This window comes from Pseudoalteromonas sp. SG44-8, from assembly GCF_014164125.1.
Lineage (GTDB): Bacteria > Pseudomonadota > Gammaproteobacteria > Enterobacterales > Alteromonadaceae > Pseudoalteromonas > Pseudoalteromonas rhizosphaerae.
The window spans coordinates 1-25,199 of the sequence record NZ_JACJEQ010000004.1; the positions used below are offsets into that span (position 1 = coordinate 1).

22 protein-coding genes are annotated in these 25,199 nt (G+C 40.3%); 13 read left to right on the forward strand and 9 right to left on the reverse strand.

The window, feature by feature from the left end:
- On the reverse strand, positions 1 to 674 hold a 674-nt coding region (locus H5163_RS04735), incomplete at its 3' end, for an ABC transporter permease (RefSeq protein ID WP_182734510.1).
- Positions 671 to 1,360: an ABC transporter ATP-binding protein gene (locus H5163_RS04740; protein ID WP_149983162.1), complete on the reverse strand. Its 690-nt coding sequence runs from the start codon at positions 1,358 to 1,360 to the stop codon at positions 671 to 673. The genes H5163_RS04735 and H5163_RS04740, both read right to left, overlap by 4 nt.
- A gap of 184 nt (positions 1,361 to 1,544) precedes the next feature.
- Between H5163_RS04740 and H5163_RS04745 the strand changes: the two genes are divergently transcribed.
- The 7 genes from H5163_RS04745 to H5163_RS04775 all read left to right on the forward strand — a co-directional run bounded on the left by H5163_RS04745 (position 1,545) and on the right by H5163_RS04775 (position 8,576).
- The gene (locus H5163_RS04745; RefSeq protein WP_182734512.1) at positions 1,545 to 2,651 is read left to right on the forward strand and encodes a phosphoribosylaminoimidazolesuccinocarboxamide synthase; all 1,107 of its coding nucleotides are present in this window, start codon (positions 1,545 to 1,547) and stop codon (positions 2,649 to 2,651) included.
- A gap of 163 nt (positions 2,652 to 2,814) precedes the next feature.
- Positions 2,815 to 3,474, forward strand: a complete 660-nt coding sequence (locus H5163_RS04750) for a methylamine utilization protein (protein ID WP_182734513.1) — start codon at positions 2,815 to 2,817, stop codon at positions 3,472 to 3,474.
- Complete coding sequence (locus H5163_RS04755; RefSeq protein ID WP_145234720.1) at positions 3,467 to 5,779, forward strand: EAL domain-containing protein; 2,313 nt, start codon at positions 3,467 to 3,469, stop codon at positions 5,777 to 5,779. The genes H5163_RS04750 and H5163_RS04755 overlap by 8 nt, the downstream gene beginning before the upstream one ends.
- Positions 5,766 to 6,599 (forward strand): DUF3034 family protein, encoded by an 834-nt coding sequence (locus H5163_RS04760; protein WP_145234722.1) that lies wholly within the window; start codon positions 5,766 to 5,768, stop codon positions 6,597 to 6,599. The genes H5163_RS04755 and H5163_RS04760 overlap by 14 nt, the downstream gene beginning before the upstream one ends.
- Positions 6,599 to 7,018, forward strand: a complete 420-nt coding sequence (locus H5163_RS04765; protein ID WP_182734515.1) for a group 1 truncated hemoglobin — start codon at positions 6,599 to 6,601, stop codon at positions 7,016 to 7,018. Before H5163_RS04760 ends, H5163_RS04765 begins: the two co-directional genes overlap by 1 nt.
- A gap of 92 nt (positions 7,019 to 7,110) precedes the next feature.
- Entirely contained in the window at positions 7,111 to 8,178 is a 1,068-nt protein-coding gene (locus H5163_RS04770) for a CDP-glycerol glycerophosphotransferase family protein (RefSeq protein ID WP_182734517.1), read from the forward strand.
- The gene (locus H5163_RS04775) at positions 8,175 to 8,576 is read left to right on the forward strand and encodes an adenylyltransferase/cytidyltransferase family protein (RefSeq protein WP_182734519.1); all 402 of its coding nucleotides are present in this window, start codon (positions 8,175 to 8,177) and stop codon (positions 8,574 to 8,576) included. Before H5163_RS04770 ends, H5163_RS04775 begins: the two co-directional genes overlap by 4 nt.
- Before the next feature lie 36 nt (positions 8,577 to 8,612).
- Here H5163_RS04775 and H5163_RS04780 read toward each other — a convergent pair whose 3' ends face one another.
- Positions 8,613 to 9,629 carry a CDP-glycerol glycerophosphotransferase family protein gene (locus H5163_RS04780; RefSeq protein WP_182734521.1) on the reverse strand — a complete coding sequence of 339 codons (1,017 nt, stop codon included), beginning with the start codon at positions 9,627 to 9,629 and terminating at the stop codon, positions 8,613 to 8,615.
- A 235-nt stretch (positions 9,630 to 9,864) separates the two neighbouring features.
- On the opposite strand from H5163_RS04780, the gene H5163_RS04785 reads away from it, so the two are divergent.
- Together H5163_RS04785 and H5163_RS04790 are read left to right on the forward strand one after the other, a co-directional pair.
- Entirely contained in the window at positions 9,865 to 11,100 is a 1,236-nt protein-coding gene (locus H5163_RS04785) for a capsular biosynthesis protein (protein WP_145234728.1), read from the forward strand.
- Positions 11,033 to 11,887 (forward strand): sulfurtransferase, encoded by an 855-nt coding sequence (locus H5163_RS04790; RefSeq protein WP_182734523.1) that lies wholly within the window; start codon positions 11,033 to 11,035, stop codon positions 11,885 to 11,887. Before H5163_RS04785 ends, H5163_RS04790 begins: the two co-directional genes overlap by 68 nt.
- On the opposite strand, the gene H5163_RS04795 is transcribed toward H5163_RS04790, so the two are convergent.
- From H5163_RS04795 to H5163_RS04805, 3 genes are all read right to left on the reverse strand, one after another.
- Positions 11,856 to 13,400, reverse strand: coding sequence for a tetratricopeptide repeat-containing sulfotransferase family protein (locus H5163_RS04795; protein WP_259399783.1), 1,545 nt, complete (start codon positions 13,398 to 13,400; stop codon positions 11,856 to 11,858). The genes H5163_RS04790 and H5163_RS04795 overlap by 32 nt on opposite strands.
- A gap of 64 nt (positions 13,401 to 13,464) precedes the next feature.
- Entirely contained in the window at positions 13,465 to 15,897 is a 2,433-nt protein-coding gene (locus H5163_RS04800; RefSeq protein WP_182734527.1) for a TonB-dependent receptor, read from the reverse strand.
- Between the two features lie 208 nt (positions 15,898 to 16,105).
- Positions 16,106 to 16,483 carry a DUF5522 domain-containing protein gene (locus H5163_RS04805; protein ID WP_145234736.1) on the reverse strand — a complete coding sequence of 126 codons (378 nt, stop codon included), beginning with the start codon at positions 16,481 to 16,483 and terminating at the stop codon, positions 16,106 to 16,108.
- A gap of 57 nt (positions 16,484 to 16,540) precedes the next feature.
- Between H5163_RS04805 and H5163_RS04810 the strand changes: the two genes are divergently transcribed.
- Entirely contained in the window at positions 16,541 to 16,867 is a 327-nt protein-coding gene (locus H5163_RS04810) for a hypothetical protein (protein ID WP_145234738.1), read from the forward strand.
- 153 nt (positions 16,868 to 17,020) lie between these two features.
- Here the strand turns inward: H5163_RS04810 and H5163_RS04815 are convergent, their stop codons facing one another.
- Entirely contained in the window at positions 17,021 to 17,989 is a 969-nt protein-coding gene (locus tag H5163_RS04815) for a class 1 fructose-bisphosphatase (RefSeq protein ID WP_145234740.1), read from the reverse strand.
- A gap of 161 nt (positions 17,990 to 18,150) precedes the next feature.
- On the opposite strand from H5163_RS04815, the gene H5163_RS04820 reads away from it, so the two are divergent.
- On the forward strand, positions 18,151 to 20,580 hold the full coding sequence (locus tag H5163_RS04820; RefSeq protein WP_182734529.1) for a zinc-dependent metalloprotease: 2,430 nt from the start codon (positions 18,151 to 18,153) through the stop codon (positions 20,578 to 20,580).
- A 104-nt stretch (positions 20,581 to 20,684) separates the two neighbouring features.
- Positions 20,685 to 21,458 (forward strand): YggN family protein, encoded by a 774-nt coding sequence (locus H5163_RS04825; protein ID WP_149983146.1) that lies wholly within the window; start codon positions 20,685 to 20,687, stop codon positions 21,456 to 21,458.
- A 66-nt stretch (positions 21,459 to 21,524) separates the two neighbouring features.
- On the opposite strand, the gene H5163_RS04830 is transcribed toward H5163_RS04825, so the two are convergent.
- Positions 21,525 to 23,195: a methyl-accepting chemotaxis protein gene (locus tag H5163_RS04830; RefSeq protein WP_182731312.1), complete on the reverse strand. Its 1,671-nt coding sequence runs from the start codon at positions 23,193 to 23,195 to the stop codon at positions 21,525 to 21,527.
- An 83-nt stretch (positions 23,196 to 23,278) separates the two neighbouring features.
- Positions 23,279 to 23,977, reverse strand: coding sequence for a 16S rRNA pseudouridine(516) synthase RsuA (gene rsuA, locus H5163_RS04835; protein ID WP_182734531.1), 699 nt, complete (start codon positions 23,975 to 23,977; stop codon positions 23,279 to 23,281).
- Positions 23,978 to 24,035: 58 nt separating this feature from the next.
- Between rsuA and zapE the strand changes: the two genes are divergently transcribed.
- Positions 24,036 to 25,148 carry a cell division protein ZapE gene (zapE, locus tag H5163_RS04840; RefSeq protein WP_182734533.1) on the forward strand — a complete coding sequence of 371 codons (1,113 nt, stop codon included), beginning with the start codon at positions 24,036 to 24,038 and terminating at the stop codon, positions 25,146 to 25,148.
- Positions 25,149 to 25,199: the final 51 nt, after the last annotated feature.

Below are 25,199 nucleotides of genomic sequence, written 5' to 3' on the forward strand. Positions count from 1 at the left end.
TGTTCATGTTCATGTTCATGTTCATGGCTGGTGTGGTTACCGCTGTGGATCAGTTCAATAGCCGCTAATGGAATATGTAGGGTTTTATCAACTGGCGTGCCTGTCGCATCTAAAATGCCAACCACAGTGAAAGGATTATCATCATGATGATGAAAGCTGGTATTACCCATACCGTGTGAAATAACGATACTATCACCCAGCGAATAGCCTAGCTTGGCTGCTACCTGCGCGCCCAGTACGACCTCATTTAAATGGGCGAAGGCGCGGCCTTGGCTAAACCTAAGCTGCTGCTTTTTAGCAAATTTATAATGTTGAAAATAATCAGCGGAGGTGCCCAGTACCGCTTGGCCTTTATGGCTATCTCCTAGTGATAGCGGAATGGTCCAGTTGACGCCGCGTTGCTGTTTTATATATTGGTAGCTTTGCCAGCTAACGCCATTATTAGCATGACCGATGCGAAAAACCGAAGACAATAACAGCTGTATATCTCCGGTACGAGCGCCAACAATTAGATCAGTACCAGAAATGGTATTACTAAAACTACTTTTGGCATCAACCCGTACTCGCTCAATACTCAGCAATAACATGACACTAACAGCAATAGTAAACAGAGTTAAGAATGCACTAGCGCGGCGATTATATAAGCTACTAATAGCAAGTTTTAAGAGGATCATTTACCTTGCTCCTGTAGCGACAGTAAATCAATGTTGCGATTAAAAAGCGGTTGTAAGCTGGTATCATGGCTGACAAAAAGTAAGGTGCTATTCGCTTCATTTGCTTGTGTAAAAAGTAAGTTGATAAAGGACTGGCGATTGTTTGCATCAAGAGCAGACGTTGGCTCATCGGCAATTATCAATTCGGGGCTGCCAATAAAGGCGCGCGCCGCCGCGACTCGCTGTTGCTGACCAATACTCAAGCTAGCCACATTTTGTTGGTGTAATTGCTCGTCTAAGCCCAGTGCATTTAATAGCCTTGAGGCCTCTTGATTAAGGGTTGGACTATTAATTAATGCTTTTTTTTGCCGTGGTTTTGAAAATTGGCAACCTAATGTGACATTATCAATCGGTGATAGGTAAGGAAGTAGATTAAAATTTTGAAAGATATACCCAATATGCTCAGCGCGAAACTTATCGCATTTACTTTTACTTAATTGACCCAGTTCACAACCTAAAATACTCAATTGGCCTGATGTAGGACGGTTAATACCTGCAAGTAACGATAATAAAGTGGATTTACCACAGCCGCTAGGGCCATGTAAAAACACATGTTCGCCTTTAGCAATGCTAAGTGTTGCAATTGCTAAAGTGGGTTTGACTTGTTGTTTTTGCCATTTAAAACTTAGCTGCTGTATATTAATCATCACGTAAATTACTACTGGATTTTGATGTTATCTTATAACGTGTATAATAAAATACCAACTAAACTGCGTTAAATCACATAGTGCTTTAATTGTGATTTCCCCCGGTCTCGATTATTATTAGCGGCTTATAACCCCATACCCATACGATCGCCCTTACAGGGCGTGCCATATACTCGGAGATAGCATGACTAGCTATAAAGTTTTAGACGTAAACGATGACTTACCAATACGCACAAAGGGCCCAGTTCACAGTGGCAAAGTACGTTCAGTTTATTGGTTAACAGACGAAGACAGCGCGCGTTTGATCAGTGACAAAGGTTACCAAGTGCCAAAGGGTACAGAACTGGCTATTATGGTTATTTCTGATCGTATCTCTGCATTTGATTGTATATGGCAGGGCGAAAATGGTTTAAATGGCGTGCCAGGTAAAGGGGTCGCATTAAACACAGTTGCTGCTCATTGGTTTAAGTTATTTGATCAGGCAGGCCTTGCAGGGAATCACATTGTTGATATTCCGCATCCGTATGTGTGGATTGTACGTAAAGCCAGTACAGTAAAAGTAGAAGCAATTGCTCGTCAGTACATTACGGGCAGCATGTGGCGTGATTACAGTAAAGGTGTACGTAATTTCTGTGGATTAGAATTACCTGAAGGCTTAACGGCTAATCAAAAGTTAGACGATGTGTTAATTACGCCATCAACAAAAGGTATTATTACTGGCGTTGCAGATATTCCTGCGGTGGATGATGTCAATATTACCCGTGAAAACATAACTAATAACTTGAGTGTGTTTAATTTTAAGTCCGAAGATGATGTTGCTCAATACGAGAAATTACTTGTTGAGGGTTTTGCTTTAATTAGTGCTGAGCTAGGTAAACTAGATCAAATCTTTGTCGATACAAAATTTGAGTTTGGCTATGTAGAAGATATTGATGGTACAGATAAACTAATCTATATCGATGAAGTTGGGACGCCTGATTCATCAAGAATTTGGGATGGTGCTGCGTATCGTGATGGTAAAATTGTTGAGAACTCTAAAGAAGGGTTCCGCCAATTGTTAATTAATAATGTGCCTGATAGTGATGTGTTATTGAATAAAGATCGCATGCTTGAACGTGAGCAACTAGCAAAAGATTACATTTTACCTGAGTCGGTTATGTTAGCTGTTTCTGATACTTATGTAGGTATCGCTAGCAAAATTGTGGGTCGTGATATTTTAATTCCAACAGATCCGCGTAGTGAAGTAATTGCCATTTTAGACGGGCAATATGGTTTAATTTCTAATGCTTAATTACTAGTAATCAACTTGCACCATTTTAAAAGCTTAGAGTTTTGCTATTATTTATAGTTACTGGGCTTTTATTCTTGCATTTAGAGTCAGTCTCTAATTAACTTAACCTAAGATTAATTAGAGATACTCATATGTTAGTGTTCGCACAACAGGGGATGACCAAATGAGACTGCAAGTAATGGCAACAAAAAGCATCATGACAGTTTTCGCTATGGTGCTTGCATGCGATGTTTATGCGCAAGATGTTACGCTCAACATCGTTGATCAATATGGGCAGCCTCTCACCAATGCAGTGATAGAAATTGCTAGCGAAAGCAATAAAACATTATCGCAACAGTTACCTGTACTGATAATGGATCAAGTAGATAAGCAGTTTTCACCAACGCTTTTGATTGCTCACCAAGGGCAGCAAGTGAACTTTCCTAATAGCGATAATATTCGCCACCATGTATATTCTTTCTCGGAAGCTAAACCATTTCAGTTAAAGTTATATTCTGGACAACCAGAATCTCCGATTACATTTGAAAATCAAGGGGTTGTGGTGCTTGGCTGTAATATCCATGATTCTATGCTAGGGTATATTTATGTTGCGAAAAGCGCTGATGTTTATCAAAGTGATGAGCATGGGAATGTGCAACTAAGTGGCCTAAATTTGCCAGTACAGCTAACTATTTGGCATGCTTTACAAAAGAACGCACTCGAAGCAAAACAGCCTTTAACGTTAGCTGTAAATTCACCTCATAGTTTACAAGTGACACTGCAAACAACTGAGCCTAAGCCACGTAATACTTTTGGTAGTAAGTTTAAGGGTGGGAATGACTAATAGTTTAAAAAATCGCATAACTGTTTTATGTGTAGGCTTAGTGTTATTAACTACTGTTGTGAGCTTATTTAGTTTTTGGTGGTCGACGAGTCAATTTAATGAAAAAAAGGTCACCCAAGATATTAATGTGGCTGAAAATGTCTATAAGCAGTACCTAGCGTCAAAAGAAAGTTTATTGCTCACAGCTGCAAAAGTACTGACTGCTGATTTTGGCTTTAAACAAGCGGTTGCTACCAAAGATGCAAATACCATTAGTAGCGCATTGTATAATCATAGTCAGCGAATCAATGCTGATTTAATGCTGCTTCTAGATCTGTCAGGAAAGTTAATTTCTACTAATAAACAGCAAGATTTTAATAATAACTTACAAGAATTAATGAATGAGTTGCTCAATAATACCGAGCAATCTAGTTTTGTAGTGCTACACGAACAATTGTATCAAGTCATTTTACTACCAGTTAAAGCCCCGCGTACTATCGCCTACAGTTTAGTAGGTTTTAAAATTGATGATGAGGTTGCGGTTGAACTAAAAAACTTAACAGGTATGGATGTAAGCTTTATAGCTAAAAGCGATAATTTGGTTAAAAGCTCTTTGTTAGAGCGTCCAAGCCCATTTATTCCAAACGAGTATTTTCATAATTCCACCACAAAACGTATTTTTGGTGAACAATTGGTATATCGCAATCGCGATGTACATTTGCCTTCACTTGACGATCATCCCGTTAATGTATTGCTTAGTGCTGATCTAACGCAGAGTTACAGTGAATTTGAGAGATTGTTTTACACGTTAGTCATTCTTGCGTCTTTAACGATTTTTATCGGCGTTATTACTAGTAGTTTATTGGCCAAAAACTTAACCATGCCGTTATCACAGTTGGCGAGTTTAGCGCGGCAGTTTGCGCGAGGAAACTACAGTGTTGATGCGATGAGTAAAAACCAAAGCAATGAAATAGCTACATTAATTGATGCTTTTAAGAACATGGGTAATGATATCCAAGAGCGTGAACAACAAATTAGCTTTGCCGCAAAGCATGATTCTTTAACTGGTTTTTATAATCGTTCTGCAATGCTGGAAGTGTTGAGCGAAAATCTTGAACAAAACCAAGAATACACCTTAGTGGCAATCGATATTCGTGGTCTTAGGCATATTAACGATAAGCTAGGAGCTCGTATTGGCGATGACTGCTTAAAAGCTGTGGCTTTACGTATTGCTGAGTTTTCAGATGAGTTTGGTGGTTTACATGCACGTATTGGTGGTGATGAATTTTTAACCGCTTTTCCTAGTAGTGCAGGGCGTAATCTTAAAAGTGGCATAGTCGGGTTAATGGCGCAGTTACAAGCTGGTTATACTATTCAAAAGCTTAAAATCAATTTACGTTTTAGTGCTGGTGTGGTGGAGTATCCTTCGCAAGGGTTACAAGCGGATGATTTAATGCGTCGGGTCTTGATTGCTGTGGATAGTGCCGCAAGTGCTCATGAAAATATTCATTATTACCTGCCTGGAGAGGATGAAGCGCATCTTGATAGGCTCATTATGATCGATGAGCTCAAGCAAGCGATTAATGATGACGATGGTCAATTGTTTATGACCTATCAGCCTAAATTACATATCGCTACACAACAAATCAATAAAGTGGAATCGCTTATTCGTTGGCAACGCAAGGATGGTAGTTGGGTATCGCCGGAGCTATTTATTGACCTAGCTGAACAATCGGGATTAATTGTTGACCTTACCGGTTGGGTGGTAAAAACAGTAATAGCACAGGTCGGACTTTGGCAACAGCAAGGCATTTATATGCAAGCTGCAATTAATGTTTCAGCCCAAGATATCGCTTATCCCGGCTTTCACTCCAATTTAATTCGTACATTAAAACAGTTTTCAGTTGCACCTGCGCTTATCACGATTGAATTAACAGAGCGCGATATGATTGAAAATGAAGAAAAAGGTATTCAAGCGTTGGAAAACTTGAAAGCAATCGGTGTCAAAATTTCTCTTGATGATTATGGGGTTGGGCAAACATCGCTAGGGCGCCTGAAAATGTTACCTATTGACGAGCTGAAGTTAGATAAGTGTTTCATTCTTAAACTAGATGAATCTGAAAAAGATCAGTTTATTGTTGAATCTACGATTACCTTAGGTCATCAGCTTGGCTTCTCTGTGGTAGCCGAAGGGGTTGAAACATTAGAGTCGCTAGAGCTGCTACAAAAAATGCAGTGTGATCATGTGCAAGGGTATTATCTAAGTCGTCCACTCAAAGCAGACGTGTTTGAGCAATGGTTGGAGCAGTATAATGAAAAAGCTTAAATTATTATGTTTAACTGTTATCGCATTATCTGCATTTAATACTTTTGCCTCAAAAGGCAAGCTGCTAGCAACGCCAGGAGTATCGCAAGTAGAAGGTAGTGGTGGTGGTGGTATCGTGCCTTGGGCGCAGCTTGCGGGTTATGCCAGCGAGGATGAGTTTTCTATTAATGGCTTTTGTAGTCGGGCCGATGTTACCGATTACAGCTTAGATGTATGCGGTGCACAAGTTAACTTATTTAATCGCGTTGAGCTTAGCTATGCACAGCAAAACTTTGCTGTGCCGGCGCTAAATACCGAGATAGAACAAGAAATCAGCGGTGTTAAGATTAGGCTCTATGGTGATATTGTTTATAGTGACTGGCCTCAAGTTACCTTGGGAGTACAACATAAATCACTTGATGATGGCGCAGTCGCTATGTTAGTCGGGGCTAAGGATACCTCCGGTACGGATATTTACCTTGCTGCAAGCAAGCTACATTTAGGGGCCATTGCAGGTTATAACTGGTTTTGGAATGTTACCACGCGTTATAGTGAAGCAAATCAGCTTGGCTTACTCGGATACGGTGGGGCGAATAGCAATGAAAAACTCTTATTTGAAGGTAGTACTGCCATTTTTCTTAGTCGAGAAGTTGCTGTTGGAATAGAGTATCGTCAAAAATCAAATAATCTCGGATTGGGTGAGCAAGATTGGCAAGATGTGTTTGTTGCTTGGATACCAAATAAATACGTAAGTGTCACTGCAGCATACCTTGATTTAGGTAGCATTGCTGGGGCAAAAGACCAAACCGGTTGGTACTTATCGGTAACAGGATATTGGTAATGGGAAAAATACTAACAACGATAGTGTTAATAGCCAGCTTAGCAGGTTGTTCATCGGCTTCAAATCTAACGTTGTATCAGCAACTTGGTGGTCAAGCAGGGCTACAAAGACTGGTTGATAGTTTCATTAATCAAATCGGTAATGACGAACAAATTATTCATTACTTTGAGCATGCAAATATTAGCCATTTCCAAGAAGGCTTTATTAATCATTTGTGTGTACTAACTGATGGGCCCTGTGAGTACACGCGTGATAGTATGGTTGATATTCATACTGGCATGCACATCACGGAGGGTGACTTTAATCATGTGGTTGATTTGTTAATCAATGCCATGAATGAACAAAATATTAGTCATACAGTGCAAAATAAAATACTCGCGAAAATGGCACCACTGAGAACCGAGATTATTAAGATTTAAGCAAAAATAGTCGTTGTTATGATAGTTTAGGCTGAAATAAAATTATGGTTTCTGTACAATGGCATTTGTTTTTGGTTAAATTAATGTAAATTATGTTCGTGTATTTTGATGTTTTGCATATTTATTATATCCCTCAATACTTACCAGTTATAAAAAAGCTGACCAAAAAAGGGCATAAATGTGTATTGATTTTTTATAAATCGCAGGATGCGAAACTAATTTCTGTTTGCAATAAGTTTATTGCAGACAATCGGCTATCAGCAGTTTGGCTAAATGATACCAGTCAGGCTTTTGCTTTTTACCAAAAAAGTGAAGTTGATTGGATTATATTTGGTAATGCATTTCCACAAAGCGAAAAGTTAAATAAAAAAACAGCACTGATGCAACACGGAATTGGCCCCAAACAGTGCTACTACGATGTATCAAATGCAGGAATGACTGTAAGGTTTGTTGAAGGGGTACATCGGAAAAAGCGATTACAAAGCCTTTATCCTAACGGTACTTTTATTGACTCAGGTTATGCGAAGTTAGATCCTCTATTTGACTACAGTGTTGAAAAAATATCACTGGAAAAGCTCGGTCTGGATCCTAATAAAAGAACATTGCTATATGCGCCTACATTTTATCCAAGTTCAATTGAGTGTATGAGCGACCATTTTGCGTATGACTTTGCAGATTATAATATAATTATAAAACCACACTTTTTTACGCTTACAAAACCACGTTATAAAAAACAACGCTTTAAATTAGCTAATTGGAAAAAACACACAAATGTTTATATTGCGGATGAAAATCAATTTGATTTAACACCATTTATTGCGGTTGCCGATATTATGCTTTCAGACGCATCGTCAGCTATTTTTGAATTTGCTGCACTAGATAAACCCGTTATATGGTGTGACTTCTATAAATTACGCTGGAGTTACCGTGGTATTTTTTCATTTCGTTTGAAAGGGCGTTTGGATGATGATATTCATTATTTTAATGAAATTTGTTACCCTGCTAAGCATTATCAAGATCTCGCCAATATGATTAGTCAATCTAGTTACGAGAGTGACGTTTTTAAAGAAAATAGGGCGAGACTTATTAAGTTGCTCGCTGGTAAAATGGATGGCTTATCTGCTGAGCGCATTGCTAACTATTTAGAGGAAAATAAATGAGGCGAGTAATAACTTTTGGGACGTTTGATATTTTCCATGTTGGCCATATCAATATATTAGAGCGAGCGAAAGCACTGGGTGATTACTTAATTGTAGGTGTATCTTCAGATGCTCTTAATAGGTCAAAAAAAGGCCGTAATCCAGTTTACAGTGAAGCAGATAGAGTGAGAATAATCAGTTCATTGCGTTGCGTTGATGAGGTGTTTATTGAGAAATCATTAGAGCTTAAAGGTGAGTACATTACTGAACATAATGCTGACTTATTAGTAATGGGGGATGATTGGGCTGGACGTTTTGATGAATTTAAAAGCTTGTGTGATGTTAAATACCTTACTCGAACCCCATCAATTTCAACCACTGAAATTATTGAAGTGGTACGTAATCCATTATCGCAATAAATGTTGTAAGGTGGGGCCTGCCCACCTTCGATTTAATTACTTTAATTTCATATAGTTTAGCGCTTTACGGATTTTGTATCTGCGCAGTAGATTAAGCGGCTTTTGCATAACTCCGGTCTCAATAATCTGTGCAGTTGCTGCTAGTATGCGTTGAGCGCTGTTTCCATCAGTAAAAGGATGTACTTGAGTTATATACTGGTTAATTTTCAGTTGCTGCTCATCGCTGAAAGATAATGCTTGCTCTAGCGCGTTAGTTAATTGCTCTGCAGCTGTGATATTAATTAAAGCATCTTGAGGTTGGCTATTGTTATAGGTGATAACGGGTTTGCCTAATAATAATGATTCATCGACTGCACTTGATGTATCTGAAATAACCACATCAGCGTGTTGAATTAATGGGATTAAGTTATCGTTTTGGCAAATTTCAAAATGTTCCATTTCAGCCAGAGTCTGATAAAGCTTTTGCCACTGAGGTTTAGTTTTTGGATGAAACTTCAGTTTTATATCGTAATCACCACTACTTGCAAGTGATTTTATTTGCTCAAATAAAATCTCGAGAGAAGATAAATTTGGCGAAAATGTTGGCGCATATAAGATAACGGGCTTCTCATTTTGCCGTTTTTCGTAATTAAAATAAGGATCAAGTTTCGGCCAGCCAGTTTCTATCACTCTAAAATAACGGTATTTTTCTGCTAAGCGTGTAAATGGTTCCGTTGTAAGAGGACCGTGAGTACAGTACAAATCAAAAAAACCTCGAATAGCAAAATGACCTTTCTTTTTATATTCTAAGCCATGAAAAACTTGCACTTTCACTCCGGGGAAAAAATCTGGGACTACATTTCCAGGTACGAACACTGCGCAGGGATTAAAGTTTTTGACATCTTCAATATTTTTAAGTTGTTGCTCTCCTTCTAACAAGCCGTTGGCAATTCCACTTCTTTTTGTAATAAACCAGCAGGCTTTATCTCCATTTGCTCTAATTGCATCTTGAATTGGGCGTAAAATAGCAAAGCTGTAAGGTTGTTCTACATAAAGCAAGTAATGTTTAGGCATAATGGGTCGCTTTTAGATTTTTAATTGGTAATTCAATATGTGGCAGAAGAATTAGATAACGCCATCTTATTTATTAAGTTTTACCGCCTATAATACAATTTTACTACAGTAAAATAAATCTATGTGATCTGCATCTTTTAAGTAGCTAATAAAGTATTGTAACGCTTCATTCATAAATAAGTCATTATTACGGCTTAGTATTTATATCAAATATTAAAATTGGTATAAGCACCCTATGCACTTTTTATTCGTATCTCGTCGCAATGTACATGCTCGCTACTATAAAAAGTTAATCACTCAACTAAATTTAAGTGCTAGTTTACATATTTTTGGTAAGCCAATACTGCGTGCATTAAAGTACTTACCGGAGGCATTTAAAGCGTCTTTTGACGATATAATAGCTACTCAGATAAAGCGTAAACAAGCAAAGCATGCTATTTGGCATAGTTACTTGTTAATCTTACCTTATTACCTTCTACTCAATTTTGTCGAGCGTTGTCGCTACGCTAAGTATTTGGCGTTACTTACTCGGGAAAAACCAACACATCTGGTTATTTGGAATGGTCATAAACTGCCTAATATCACAGTAGTAAAAGCGGCGAAAAAGCTAGAAATTAACGTTTTTTATTATGAAAATGGCTTGCTGCCAAATACTAGCTGTTTAGATCCTAAAGGTGTTAACTTTGCATCTGCAATTAAGCGTGATCGAAATTTTTACCTTAATTTTGAATCATCATATGCATCTGATTTAAGCGCTTTAGCGTTAATGCCTCGATCAAATCACAAAAAACGTAAAGCATTTTTACAGAGTAAGTTACCGCCAAGGTATATTTTCGTGCCTTTTCAGGTTCCCCATGATACGCAAATCGTTTGTTATTCGCCCTGGATTAATTCAATGGAGATGTTATTTACAGAAGTAATGACAGCGATTGAAAAACTAAATGATCCAGAGTTAAAAGTGGTATTTAAAGAACACCCCTCTTGGCATAAACACTATTCTCATTTATATAAAAAGCACCCTCAGGCAGTATTTGCCAACGGCAATGTGACGGCTGATTTAATAGAAAATGCACAGGCCGTGATCACGATTAATTCTACCGTCGGACTAGAGGCGTTATTGTTAGGGCGCCGTGTTATTACGCTTGGGCAGGCTTGCTATAACATTGATGAATTGGTTTTACATGCGCGCAATAATGAGGAGTTAAGTGAAAAAATATCGCAAATGAACCAAGGTTGGCAATTCAATGCTCAACTTAGAAATCAATTTTTCAATTATTTAAAGCATGTTTACAGTGTCCAAGGAAGGTGGCAAGATTGCTCAAAAGAACATGCTGATGCTGTTGAAAAACGTTTGTTAGGATTGGATGTTTTTTCTCAGCAAATTAATGAAGTAAAGGATAACAATGAAAAACATCGTAACTTGCCAGTGGTTGAACGAGCACTTAAACGACCCCAAGCTGATTATTTTTGATGCCGGTATGGTGCGTCCAGGTAAGCTGGGAGAGTATAAACCAGAAGCTAAGTTACCTAATGCGCAGCGTTTTGACTTTAAAAAGCAATTAGCCGATCAAGACAATCCGCTACCGCATACCATGTGCAGTGCGGAGCAATTTACTCAGCAGATGCAGTTAATGGGGGTTGATAAAGATTCCTTAGTTATCATCTACGAAGACCAAGGCTTATTTAGTGCTGCAAGAGGTTGGTGGATGTTTAAAGCCATGGGCTTTGATAATGTCAAAGTACTCGGTGGTGGCCTTGCTAAGTGGCAGTCGTTGGGTTATTTAACTCAAATTGAATATAGCCGCCATTATCATAAAGGTAACTTTGTTGCCAAACCGCGAGTTGGTTACTTTATTGATGCTGCTGCAGTCTTTCAGGGCATAGATGATGAACATACCGTACTACTTGATGCACGAGGTTATCAGCGTTATTTAGGTGAAATGGCAGAGCCGAGAGCTGGGATGCGCAGCGGCCATATTCCAAATAGCCGCGCTTTACCTTTTGTTGAATTATTGGATGATGGCGAAGCAAAACCATTCGCTGATATTAAAGCTGCTTTCGAGGCTGTACTTGGCGATCAAGCAGATCTGCAAACTACCTTGCAATTTAGTTGTGGCTCCGGCGTTACTGCATGCATCTTGGCGTTATTTGCCGATGAGTGCGGATATGAAAATCTGCATGTTTATGACTGCTCATGGAGTGAGTGGGGCGGCCGAGACGAACTACCTATCGAAACGGGTCCTTGTCCTTCGCGTTAAACGCAAATCCGTAGTGCTGCCAGTAATCAATGGCTTTATTATTGAGAGGCTGGCGTACTTGTACTTTGCTTGCTGTTGCCGACGGGCTATGTTGCTTATGAAAATCCAGACACTTAACTTGCCAAGGTAAATCACAAAAATCATAGAGCAGCTGCGTGCTTGTGATTGGCTCTGATACTAATGTTTCGTATTGCATAATCATCACATTATCCGGGTGTTTTGCTGCAAAATGATTTATCAAAGAGCTGTAATCTTGATAAAAACTATCGATGTCTTGCAGGTTATAGCTATAGTGATGAAACGCACTGGCTGGGCTGTACAGTTGGCGGTAATTAGCTATACAGCTAGCTTTTCGGCCTCGTTGCATGCAAATGATTTTAGCCTTCGGGAAAGCCGCTAAAATTAAATCGATATAGTAAAAATTAAATGGCTGTTTGTCGCAGCTGCGTAGCTGTGCTGCTACTAGTTGACTAATACGCTGTTTATACTGACTCAACTTCGCCATTAACGCAGCATTTTTATATGCGTCATTGAGCACCACGCTATTTAATGCCTGAGCATTATTACCTTGGCAAACCTGGGCAATATCATTGAGTTCACCAACACCTTGCACCAAATCTGATTGATTCATTATTTTTTCTAGCAAAGTAGTCCCTGAGCGCGGCATACCAACAATAAATATCGGAGTAAAATCGTTGTCGCTTAAGGACGGCGTATAACTGTGACTTAAGGTTATCAGTTGCTGGCTAAATGCTTTGTGAGCTTGCGCATCATATTTTACATGCTGACAGATCGCTTGCTTACTTGTAGTAAAGTGGGCAAAGGCTTGCTTATAATCAGCGCAGTGCTCGTAATTGAGTGCAATCGCATGGTGCAGAAATTGTTGCTGCATCGGCGTTTTAGCGTATTCGGTTAAAGTTAACAGCTGTTGTAAATGCTGCTTGGCCTGCTTGTTATTGTTAAGTTCAGCTAGCGAATAGTGAGCTTGAAAATGTTGCGGATACTGTTTAACAAGCATTTGTAGTAGCAGTATTGCATCACTAAATTGCCCCATTATTTTATATGCCACTGCTAAGTTATAACAGATTTGTGGATTTTCAGGAGCATGTTTATAGGCCCGTAATTGCCACTCGAGCGCCAGTGGATAATGGCCCAAACGAGTCAGTACATTAGCAATTAAATCGCATTCAATAACTTCATAATATGGATGTTTTATTGCTTCAGTTATATATTGCTGCGCATCTAACAGCTGCCCGCGCAGTACGGCAAATTTGGCTGAGTGAGCAAAATATAAAGGTAGGGGCTCAATACTAATCGCCTTGCTTAAGAGTTTATTTGCTTTGCTTATATCATTTGCTGCAACATTTACTTGCGCTAGCAAAAAATAGCTAAAGTGATCATCTGGTGTGTTTTTAATATTACTGATCAGTAGTAAGTGCGCGTCATTAAGCTTGCTATGATTAATAGCGTGCTCAATTTGTTGTTGTAGGTTTTTTTGTATCGATGTCAGCATGGCAATAAGCATAAAAGCCTTGGCGTAAAACACCAAGGCTTTTTTAATTTATAGATAACCGTTATTACAGTTCAAAGTTATACGTAAACTTCATGCCGATAGTACGCGGCGCTGTAGTGTAGTGACCATACACACGCTGTAGTTCAGGCAGCTCTTTATTTAGCTCTTCATATTTTGCCATACCTGCCCATGATTTATCACGGCGTACCGAAGTAAAGGCATACTTATCGAATAAATTATCAACATAAATAGTGGCAGACCACATATCACCCGTTAGCTTGGCTGATAGATTACTCAATGCATAGCCTGCAAGTGTTTCACCATCGGCTTTTAAGCCAACTTTAGTGATCACATCACTTTGCGCGGTCATACCGTAGTTAATGCTCAGTAGTTTATCGTCTAGTACATCTTGTTCATAACGCAGGCCGAATGAAAGCTGATGCTCAGGCGCGCCTGGTAAGCGGTCGCCGTCAGTACCATCGTAGTATGCTTGATACTGTGTATATTTTTTATCTAATGTACCTAATAAACCTGGTGCATCCTCGGTTAGTTCAGCTTTTGCATAGGCGTAAGTTGCGTAGGCCGTCCAGTTATCAGCAATTATAGCGCGAGAAGAAATTTCCACGCCTTTTGAATTAGCTGCTCCGGCATTAGAGGTAATTAGCTCTTGACCATTTACCGTTGCAGTACCAACTTGCGCATCTTTCCAATCAACATTAAACAATGCCGCGTTAAAGTGTAGACGATTTTTAAACCAGCTCGATTTAAAACCAAGTTCATAGTTAACGGTGGTATCTGGTTTATAATCTTCTTCATTCGGAAGAGCACAAACAATTTGTTGTTCCGGTAGTACGTCAGGACAAGGGGCAATGCCGTTACCACCGCCGATTCTAAAGCCTTCACTTACGGTAAAATAAGCAAGCACTCCTGAATCAAATGTGTAGCTGGCATTAAATTTAAATAGATTACCGTTGTCGCTAGCGCTAACGTTTTCCATTGCTAAATCGTTAAGAGATTCAAAGTCACCTGAATACAGTGGAGTCGCTGAACCTGCCGTGGTTGATACATCATATTCATAGAAACGTGCACCAAGTGTCACGTTAAATTGATCGGTAAACGCATAACCTACTTCACCAAATAGCGCTTTTTCAGTGGTCTCAGAATCACTGACTAAAATATACTCGAGGTCTTGTTGCAGATTAGGAATATCATCGCCCCAAAACTCAGTTAAACCGGGTGTGTATTCGCGATCATCTGAGTGAGTTTCAAGCTTGTTGTAGTAACCACCGACAATCCAGTTAAAAGCGCTATCAGAGTTAGACACTAAACGAATTTCTTGAGTGAAACTATCACGTTTTGATGTATCCAAGGTTTGCGCAACAAACGCTGGAAATTCTGCATAACCAGTCCATATGTCGTAAAGCAAGTCTGTTTGGTCGCGTTGCCCAGATTGCTCATAGCTTGACCAACCAGATGCTGAGACAAGTTCAGCAAAGCCTAGATCCGCTTTAATTTCCAAGCTTAATAAGTCGTTTTCTTCTTCACCAGGCTCAAGTATGCGGGCGGCATTTTCGTATTGACCCACCATACCTTGTAAGGCACTGCTGTCACTTAATGAATTATATTGCGATGTAGAATTACCGCCATTTTCTTGTTTTTGATAAAAATAGTTTAGCGTTGCCTCTACAGCTTCATTAGCTTGCCAGCGCAGTGACACACGACCTGTGGTAATTTGCTCATCATTTACATCACTGACACTGCGCAAGTTAGCACTAACATCCTGTGGGTTGGTAAAATCAGGATTTGGGTTTGATACGCCTGGGTTTTGTACTACGAAGTTATAATCGATATAACCTGGGTTGGTGTAGTAATTGACGCTAGCGCGGATTGCCAATACATCGTCAATTAACGGCGTATTAAATACTAAACCAAACTCACCGCCAGTGCCGTCACTTTCGTTTAAGCTAAACACATCACCAGTGACTTGCCCTTCGGTAATATCGAGCTGAGGTTGTTTTAATAAGTAACGAATTGCACCACCTAATGTTCCCGCTCCGTATAATGTACCTTGTGGACCAATAAGCACTTCAACACGGTCTACGTCTGTTAAGCGTAAATCAATATTTAGTGGAATTTCACCCACGTAAGTCGCTACTGTACCACCATCAGAAATACGATCAGAAGTATTGGTATTTAAGCCACGGACAATAATTGGTGAACCTTCACGGCCACCTTGATCAGAAATAGTTAAACCTGGCACCCAGCGTGCCACATCTTCAAGATCACCAATGTTTTGATCTTTGATCACATCACCATCAAGGGCGGTAATATTAAGTGGTGCTTCTTGCACTGAGCCCGCACGACGAGTCGCGGTAATTTGAATTGTTTCAATTGCTTTTTCTGTTGCAACTTGTTGCTCCGCTGCAACAGCATGACCGGCAGTAAAAAATTGGGCGGCTATTGCGCAAGCGACAATATTAGGCTTGAACTGTTTCATTGATTATCCTGTTTTTTGTTTATCTGGTTGTCATTTTCTAATAAGAAAGCATGTTATAAAAAGATAAACAAGATGGCTGAAAGGGTACGGAAATTAATATGCAATTATATAGATAAAATATTCATCAAAAAACGTTTTTTAGTGCTTTAAAGAGTTTTTATTGCATATTAATATTTGTATGAATTTTTTTCTCTTTATGGTTTTTTTGCTATTTTGCATCACTTGTTAATTTTGTGTTTTTGAATGGGCAGTTTTTACAATTGTTTTTACAACATGTACCACGTTTTAAAAAGAACCAGCGTGAGAACACCATATAATTGTTCTGCATTGTATAATCGAGATTTTCTATTAGGGGATTATGGCTAGAGAAAGAGGCTGCAAAACTAAGCTGGTTTTTAAGTGGTTGCTGATAGAGGGCATTTAAAAATAGATTGATTTTAGTCAACGTACAATCTCTGCATAAACAGCTGGTGGTTGTGCTATCAAGCGGTAAAATAGCAGGCAGCTCATTGCACCAACAGGCATTGATATCATCAACATTGCAGTTAAGAGTCGCTTGGCATTGCGAGCAGGCTAAAATAGTCATTAGATATATTTTAATCTTTAATGAAATAGTCAGTTACAGGATAACAGATAATTAAAAATGAACAGAGCACAAGCGTTAGCAGAATTTGTCACTTTTGGTAAATACAAAGACGAGGCAATAAGTATTATTGTTGCATCAACAATAGATAACCAAGGCCCAATTTACATATTGACGCTCGCAACTGTTTTGGATGTGCTCACTCGCTGCCAAGCAGATGAGATTGATTTAGACGATCTGGAGTTGTGGGCGAATGTTATAGAATCTAGAACCGACATCGACTACAGCGGCGTCGAAGGGGTTATCTATGCCCTCAGCAACAGCGAACAAATGGGCGAGCTTGATAAGAGTAAAGTTGCGAAGTTGGTTGAATTATTAGCAAGTTAGTAGGGGCTAGGTTCTAGGGATATTGCGGCTAACTTCGCCTTGATATGGCTGAAAATAAAAAACGCGGCATAAAGCCGCGCCTACGATGTGATTGTTATCTGAGGAAATCACTTTCCTAGAGCCTTTTACCTAGCTCCTCTATCCTAAAGTCTATTACTTATGATATCCCAAGCAGGTTTCTACTTCGTTTTTCGAACCTAAAATCACCGCTACGCGTTGGTGGATAGCGTCGGGTTGAATATCCATAATGCGTTCTGTGCCAGTTGAGGCGATGCCGCCGGCTTGCTCGATCAGCATAGCCATTGGGTTTGCTTCGTAAAGTAGGCGTAGCTTATTTGGTTTGTTTGGATCTTTAGTGTCGGTTGGGTAGGTAAAAATACCACCGCGACATAACACGCGATGAACATCACCGACCATGGCGGCAATCCAGCGCATGTTAAAGTTACGCGCTCGTGGGCCTGTTTCGCCAGCCATTAAGTCATTTATGTAGTTTTGCATCGCAGGCTGCCAATGGCGTTGATTTGACGCATTGATGGCGTATTCGTTGGTCTCTTCTGGTACTTGGGCAAAATCTTGAGTTAATAAGAAGCTGCCGTGTGTTTTATCTAGCGTGAAGAAACGAGTACCTTTGCCAGTCGTTAATGCAAGCACTGTAGATGGGCCATATAATACATATCCCGCAGCGACTTGGCTTTTACCCGGTTGCATAAAGATACTTTGATCTGCAGGATCTGAGCCTTCAGGCGCTTTCATTACTGAGAAAATAGTACCAACCAGTGAATTGATATCGGTATTTGATGAGCCATCAAGTGGGTCAAACGCAACGATATATTCTGCATTCGGGTTACCAGCTACTGTGTAGTCTTCTTCTTCTGAGGCTATCGCTTTTACGTAGCCTGACTCCAGTAAAATATCTTTAAGTAGTTGGTTGGTCAGAACATCGAGTTTCTTTTGTGTTTCGCCTTGAATGTTTTCATCAAGCGTTGAACCTAGTACACCGGACAGGGCACCTTGGCCGACGCGGAATGAAATTTCTTTACAGGCCGCTAAAATCGTTCTGATCAATGAGATTAACTCTCTAGGGCAACCGTCTTCAAGTAATACCGGAGGTAGTCTACGCATTCTATTTTCCTGATAACGTTATGGGCCATGATAATCATAGGGTGAGAGGGATCATCACAGCAAGCGCTGAATTTCGTCTTAAATAACTGTATTTTAGGTGCAACATCCTATACTGGACACACCTTAACCGTATTTAAAACGCGAATAACAAAGATAAGATTATGCAAAAAATACCATTGATACGTTACATACTCTTTACTGTGTTGCTAACTATGATAACCCAAGCGCACGCAGCAATTAAGTCTATTAATGATTTTACTGAACAAATGAATCATTTTCCGGGCTACTTCTCTTTTTATTACGACACTCAAAACGGTAAAATTTATTTAAAAGTTGATAAACTCAAGCAGCAATTTTTATTACAGCAAAGCTTGCCTTATGGTGTCGGCTCTAACGATATTGGCCTTGATCGCGGCCAGTTAGGCAATACGCATCTAGTACAGTTTGAGCGCTTTGGCGATAAAGTGATGTTACGGGCTATTAATACCTACTACCGTGCAAATACCAGCAATAAAGCCGAACAAAAAAGTATTCAAGAAGCCTTTGCATCAAGTATTTTAGCGGGTTTTAAAGTGGTTGCACAAAGCCCGCAAGCTGTCTTGATTGATTATACGCCCTATTTACTGAGCGATGTACATGGTGTGGGTCGAACGCTTGCTGCACGTAAACAAGGCAATTTTAGCCTTGATGAAAGTCGCAGTGCAGTAAATATGGATCGCTCAAAAGCGTTTATGAAAAATACTGAACTTGAAGCTGTGCTGACATTTAATGGCACTCAACCGGGTGAGTATATTCGTCAGGTCAGTGCTGACCCTTACGCATTAACCGTGCATATGCATCACTCTTTAATACAGTTACCTGATGATAATTACACGCCACGTGCGTTTCATCCGCAATCAGGTTATTGGAGTATTGAACATAAAGATTATGCCGCGCCATTAAGTGAATCAATGTTGGTACGTTATATTCCGCGTCATCGTCTAGCGAAAAAAGACCCAAGCTTACCTATTAGCGAACCCGTTGAGCCGATTATTTATTATTTAGATCCTGGCGTACCAGAGCCGGTAAAAACAGCGTTACTCGATGGCGCAAAATGGTGGGATGATGCGTTTTCTCAAGCGGGTTATAAAAATGCATTTATTGTTAAAGTGTTACCAGATAACGCGGATCCTATGGATGTGCGTTATAACGTGATCCAGTGGGTGCATCGTGCAACGCGCGGTTGGTCTTATGGCAGCTCGGTGATCGATCCGCGTACAGGTGAGATTTTAAAAGGTCACGTTACATTAGGCTCACTGCGTGTGCGCCAAGATATTTTAATAGCTGAAGCACTTGCAGCGCCTTATTTAGAAGGTAATGAAGTGGCAAAAACGTTACAAGCAATGGCACTTGATCGTATTCGCCAGCTCAGTGCTCACGAAATTGGTCACACACTTGGTATAGCGCATAATTTCTCTGCGTCAGTGGCTGATCGTGCTTCGGTGATGGATTATCCGCACCCACTAGTGGGCTTTAATGACCAAGGTGAACTCGATGTGAGCCGAGGTTATGCACAAGGTATGGGGCAGTGGGATACGCAAGTTATAAAGTACGGTTACAGTGATTTTCGTAACCTTGATGAAGATGCAGAACTAAGTGCAATTTTAGCGGATAACCAAGCTAAAGGGCTGGAGTTTATTTCTGATAGTGATGCACGAGCGCAAGGTGGCGCGCATCCAACAGCACATTTATGGGATAACGGCAGTTCGCCAAGTGAAGAGCTATTAAGAGTGCTTGACGTAAGACAACAAGCACTCGCTAAATTTGGTATTAACAATATCAAAGAAGGAACCTCACTATCTCAGCTAGAAGAGATGCTGGTGCCGCTGTATTTATTCCATCGTTATCAGGTCGAGTCTGCTGTAAAACTGATTGCAGGTGTTGATTATGATTACGAAGTACGTGGTCAAGGTATGGTAAAAGGTGCACAAGTTGTTGCAAAGGCAACTCAACAGCTCGCTTTAAAGGCCATCTTAACTACCCTAAATGCTGACAATTTAGTATTACCAGAATCAGTGTTAGCGCTAATTCCACCCAAGGCCTATGGCGAATCTAAAAGCCGAGAAAGCATTGTTGGCCGCACTGGCTTAACCTTAGATGCAATGGCGCTACCCGAAGTGGCTGCACAACATAGTTTAGCGTTATTGCTAAATAGCCAACGATTAAATCGTTTAGCACAGCAACAAGCGCGCAGTGATGCATTTTTTAGCTTAGATGAACTGCTTGCAAAGGTTTATCAGCAGGTGTTTTTGATTCAGAGTAAAAAAGGCATGGCAGGCAAAATCACTCAGCGGGTGCAGTTATTAACAGCAAAGCAGTTTGCTGATTTAGTCGCCAGTGATAAAGTTGCTCCAGAGGTGCAAGCTCAGTTGCGTTATTACTTAGTAAAACTGAGTAAGGCGTATCAGCAAGAGTCTTTACTTAGCAGTGCTGATGTTGGTGAAAGTGCGTTTAAGCAATACTTAGCCGATCAAATTAAACAGTTTCTGGCTACCGGCAATTGCCCTACAAATTTTACTGCATTACCAATCCCACCAGGATCACCAATTTAAATGTTATCTATAAGGCCCTAGAAGGTAGGGCCTAGTTTCTCTTGCATAAAACTGGTTTTTTGTTAACCTAGCCGCCTTCCATTTTTAGTCTTTTTGAGGTGTTTATGGCGTTTTTATCTCGTTCGATATTGGCGATGTCCATAGCACTATCAAGTCTTAATGTCAGCGCTAAAGCCGTGTGCGAAGTAGAGCTAAGGCATGGTTTGATCATCACTGATGATGTCATTCGTATTGTTGATAAGGGCCAAACCCGCGTACAAATAAATAATGATAATCAACTCTTTATCCGTGGCTATTGGATTGATCTAACGTCAGATGAAACCCTAGTGTTAAAACAGTTTAGCGCGGGTATTCGCGATACGGTGCCTGAGTTGGTAGAGTTGGCAACTGACGGTGTTAATCTTGGCTTAAGTGCGATAGAGCAAGTTGTTGAAGGTATGTCGGACAAAGAGTCGGAAGTGCTAAAAACGCAACTGCAATATGTTGAGCGCGCTTTAATGGATAAATTTAAACGCGGCGATGATTTCTTTTTTATTGCCCCACAATCACTATCCAAAATTGATGATTTTTTTACCGAAGAGATCAGTCAAAAAATTCACTCTGCAGTTCATGGCTCTCTCGGCGCTATTTTAGTTTCTCTAGGTGATGCATTTAAGTCCCGCGAAGGTAATATTGAAGATCGTATCAATGACATGGGACAGCGCATGGATATTATTTCAAAAGAAATCGATAAGTCATTGCAGAAAAAAGCTCAACAGTTAGAGTTAAAAGCCTCAGAATACTGTGAATGTTTAAACTCGCTTGATGTCACCGAATCACGATTACAAATGATAGTACCAAGTATGGCTGATTTTGATTTAGTACAAATTAAATCTTAACTTAATCAATTCAATTAAAAAGCCCGCGTAATTAACGCGGGCTTTTTAGTTTTAGGTAACCAATTACTAGGATCTAAACTTGCCGGTTTCAGCTTCTAAATCGCTAGTCAGCCCTTTTATCAAGTCCGTTGCGGCATGGGCTTGATGCGATAGGTCTGCGGTCTGTGAGGCGGTGTCAGAGATGGTCACAATGCGTCTTGCTGTGTCTTCCCCTGCATCGAGCTGCTCTTTAGCTGCAATGGCTATTTGATGGCTCATTTGTGCTATGGCACTCAAAGATGCAGCAACACGCTGCAACTCTTCACTGGCATCTTTAGATTTCGCTACGGTTTGTTCACTGGTGGCAATACTTAAGTTAACTGAAGTTTTTGCATCTTTAGTGGCGGATTGTAATTTACCGATCATAGTACGAATTTCTTCTGTGCTAGTTTGCGTGCGCTGCGCTAGTTGACGTACTTCATCCGCAACGACCGCAAAGCCTCTTCCTTGTTCACCGGCACGGGCAGCTTCAATGGCTGCATTGAGTGCTAACAGGTTAGTTTGCTCGGCAATACTTTGAATAACAGTAAGCACATTTGCAATATTATTTACTTCATCATCAAGGAGTTGGATGTTATTACCAGCGCTGTCAATTTGTTGCTCTAAAAGAGCTATGGTATTTGCTGCCTCAGCAGTTAAATGACTGGCATTTTGTCCTTGGCTTTCGGCTTCTTGTACTGAAAAGGCGGCTTGCTCGGCATGCTCAACCACTGTTTGCGCAGAGGCTGTTAGCTCAGTGATAGCTGATGCGACCATATGGGTTTCTTCGTTTAGGCTGCGGGTCAGTTTATCAAGCTCAGTTGAGCGGGATTCGTTATCTAAACTCTGATTTTTTAGACTATCAGTAACATCTTTAATACTGCCAACTACACCCCGTAGCCCTTGTTGCATATAGTGCATGGCAGCAATAATGCTTTCAGGTTGGGCGTCAGTACGAATATGCGAATTTAAGTTGCCACGAGAAACTTGCTTAACAATACCAATTACCTCAGTGACTTCACCGCCTAACGCGTTGCTTAAAGAAATACCAAAGCGAGCAATTGCAGCAGTTAAAGCAAGGGCAATAAGTAGTGACAAGCCTAGTAACCACTTAGCGGTATTCCAGTAACGCTCATCAACTTCTTTTTCGCTGATCCCGGTACCAACATACCAACCAAAGTAAGGGGTTTTTTGCACCACAGAGGTTAGGTCAACGGTTTCACCATCACGGACAGAATCCCAATGATAGGTAATAATTTTGTTGGTTTGATTACCGACTAATTGTTCAACCATACGACCAATACTGTTACCGCTGGCATCTTTGAAATCATTAAAACTGGTGTTGTGTAGCTGCGGATCGTGAGGTGTAGCAATAAAGTCGAGTTTATCATTCACTACGTACACATATTCACTGTCGTGGTATTTGTTTTCACGCAACATTTGCGTGGCAAATTCACGCGCCTGTTGCTCGGTTAGTTGCCCATTTTTAGCAAGTAACTCAAATTGCTCGACAATATTTGTCGTGCTTTTCATGAGTTGATTGATACGGGCAATATTATCGCTTTCACTTGCGTGGCGAAGAGATTGTAAGCCCAGTAATGCAATAGCATTGAGTGCTACAAACATCGCTCCAGCGAACAAAATTATTTTAGTTCTTAATGCTAAACCTGACAGCACATCGCGCCCCTTATTATTTTTATGACCATGATTTTCTACCATGTTTGTCGGCCAGATGTTAGCTTTAATTAACAATAATATGGGAATTAGACGTGACTTTTACTCAAGTTTCCATTACGGGTAAATTAAAGCGTGATTTCTGCTGCGCTTAAGAGTCGATATTCTCCGCTAGCAAGAGCCTCATCAAGCTCGATATTTGCTACTTTTTCTCTATGTAATTCAACGACCTTATTGCCTACTGCAGCGAGCATGCGTTTAACCTGATGATATTTACCTTCGCAGATCGACAGACGCATACGATATGTGGCAAGTTGCTCTGCAATTGCGGGTCTGGTTAGTTCTTTTTCGTTGTGTAATTGCACTCCTTGGCGAATTTTTTCCAGCGCATCATCCGTTAGAGGTTCTTGTGTTTCAATCAGGTAAGTCTTAAATTTGTTATGTTTTGGGGAGGTGATTTTATGTGACCAATCGCCATCATTGGTAATGATCACAAGCCCAGTTGTATCGAGATCAAGCCGACCTGCAACATGAAAATCACTCATGTTAGGTTCATCGAGTAAATCAAATACCGTTGGGTGTAACTCGTCACTGTTGGCGCATACATAACCGACCGGTTTATTCAGCATATAATAGCGTTTACCTAGAAAAGCTAGCGGCTTACCTTGCCATAATACGTTATCTGTCGCTGTGATTGGATGATCATAAGCGCTGATCACCTCGCCATTTACGCTGGCATCTTTACGCTTTATTCCTGCTCTCGCTTTGGTGCGTGGCGTTTCTGCTAGATGGCTAATAAATTTATCTAGGCGGCAAGGGAATTTCATTGGGTTCACACTTCTAGTCGACTACAATGGCGGCGAGTATAACGGATCGTGATAACGCATGACAGTACACAGTGGACAAATATTAGCATATTATCAACAGCAAATAGCCACCGGTAAATTGCAATTTGATGATGCCCAATTAGCAGCGGTGAATGCACTAGACAATCTCGCAATTGCCATTGATAAACCGCATCATTGGTGGCAAAAATCGGTATCTTTGCAAGGCATTTATTTGTATGGACCTGTTGGACGGGGTAAATCGATGCTAATGGATGTGTTTTTTGAGACTGTAGCAATTAAACAAAAAACACGTTTACACTTCCATCATTTTATTGCTCAAGTACATACTCGTCTAGGACAGTTGCAAGGGGTTAAAAACCCGCTGGATAAAATAGCAAATGAGTGGTCAGAAACGCTTAAATTAATTTGTTTTGATGAGTTTTTTGTCTCTGATATTGGCGATGCTATGATCATGGCCGGCCTATTTAAAGCCTTGTTTGCCAAAGGCATCATTTTGGTTGCTACGTCAAATTGTCAACCTGAGCAGCTTTATTATAACGGCTTGCAGCGAGCGCGCTTTTTACCCACCATAGCGTTAATTAAAGCGCATTGTCATATTATTAATGTCACAGGCTCTGTTGACCACCGATTTCGTTTTGGTAAGCACGCAACTCATTATTTTAACAGCTCGGCTAACTCTGAACTGGATGCTGATTTTTTGGCTTTTGCAGATAACTTACAAACAGCAACTGATATTTCTATTTACGGGCGTAAACTGGCGTGTTTAAGGCTCAGCAATAATGCCATTATGTTTGATTTTATGGCGTTGTGCTCAGGCCCGCGTAGTACCGCTGATTATATTCATTTAGCAAAGTACTATCAGCGTGTGTATATCTGTAATGTGCCAGTAATGGGCGCTGCGGCAACAGGTAAGCAAATAGTGCATGGTATTGAAGATAGCTATCAGCGTGAAAAACAAGATTTACAAGAACATACACTAGACGATGAAGCGCGACGCTTTATTGCTTTAGTGGATGAATTTTACGACCGTGGCAAGTTATTGATACTGAGTAGCGAGGTTGGCATTGCTGATTTATATCAAGGTAAAAAGCTGGCATTTGAATACGCACGCACCGAGTCAAGATTAATAGAAATGCAAAACTGGTTCTAGGTTTAAATAAAAAAGGTACGTTCTTGCGATACGTACCTTTGACAACAACCT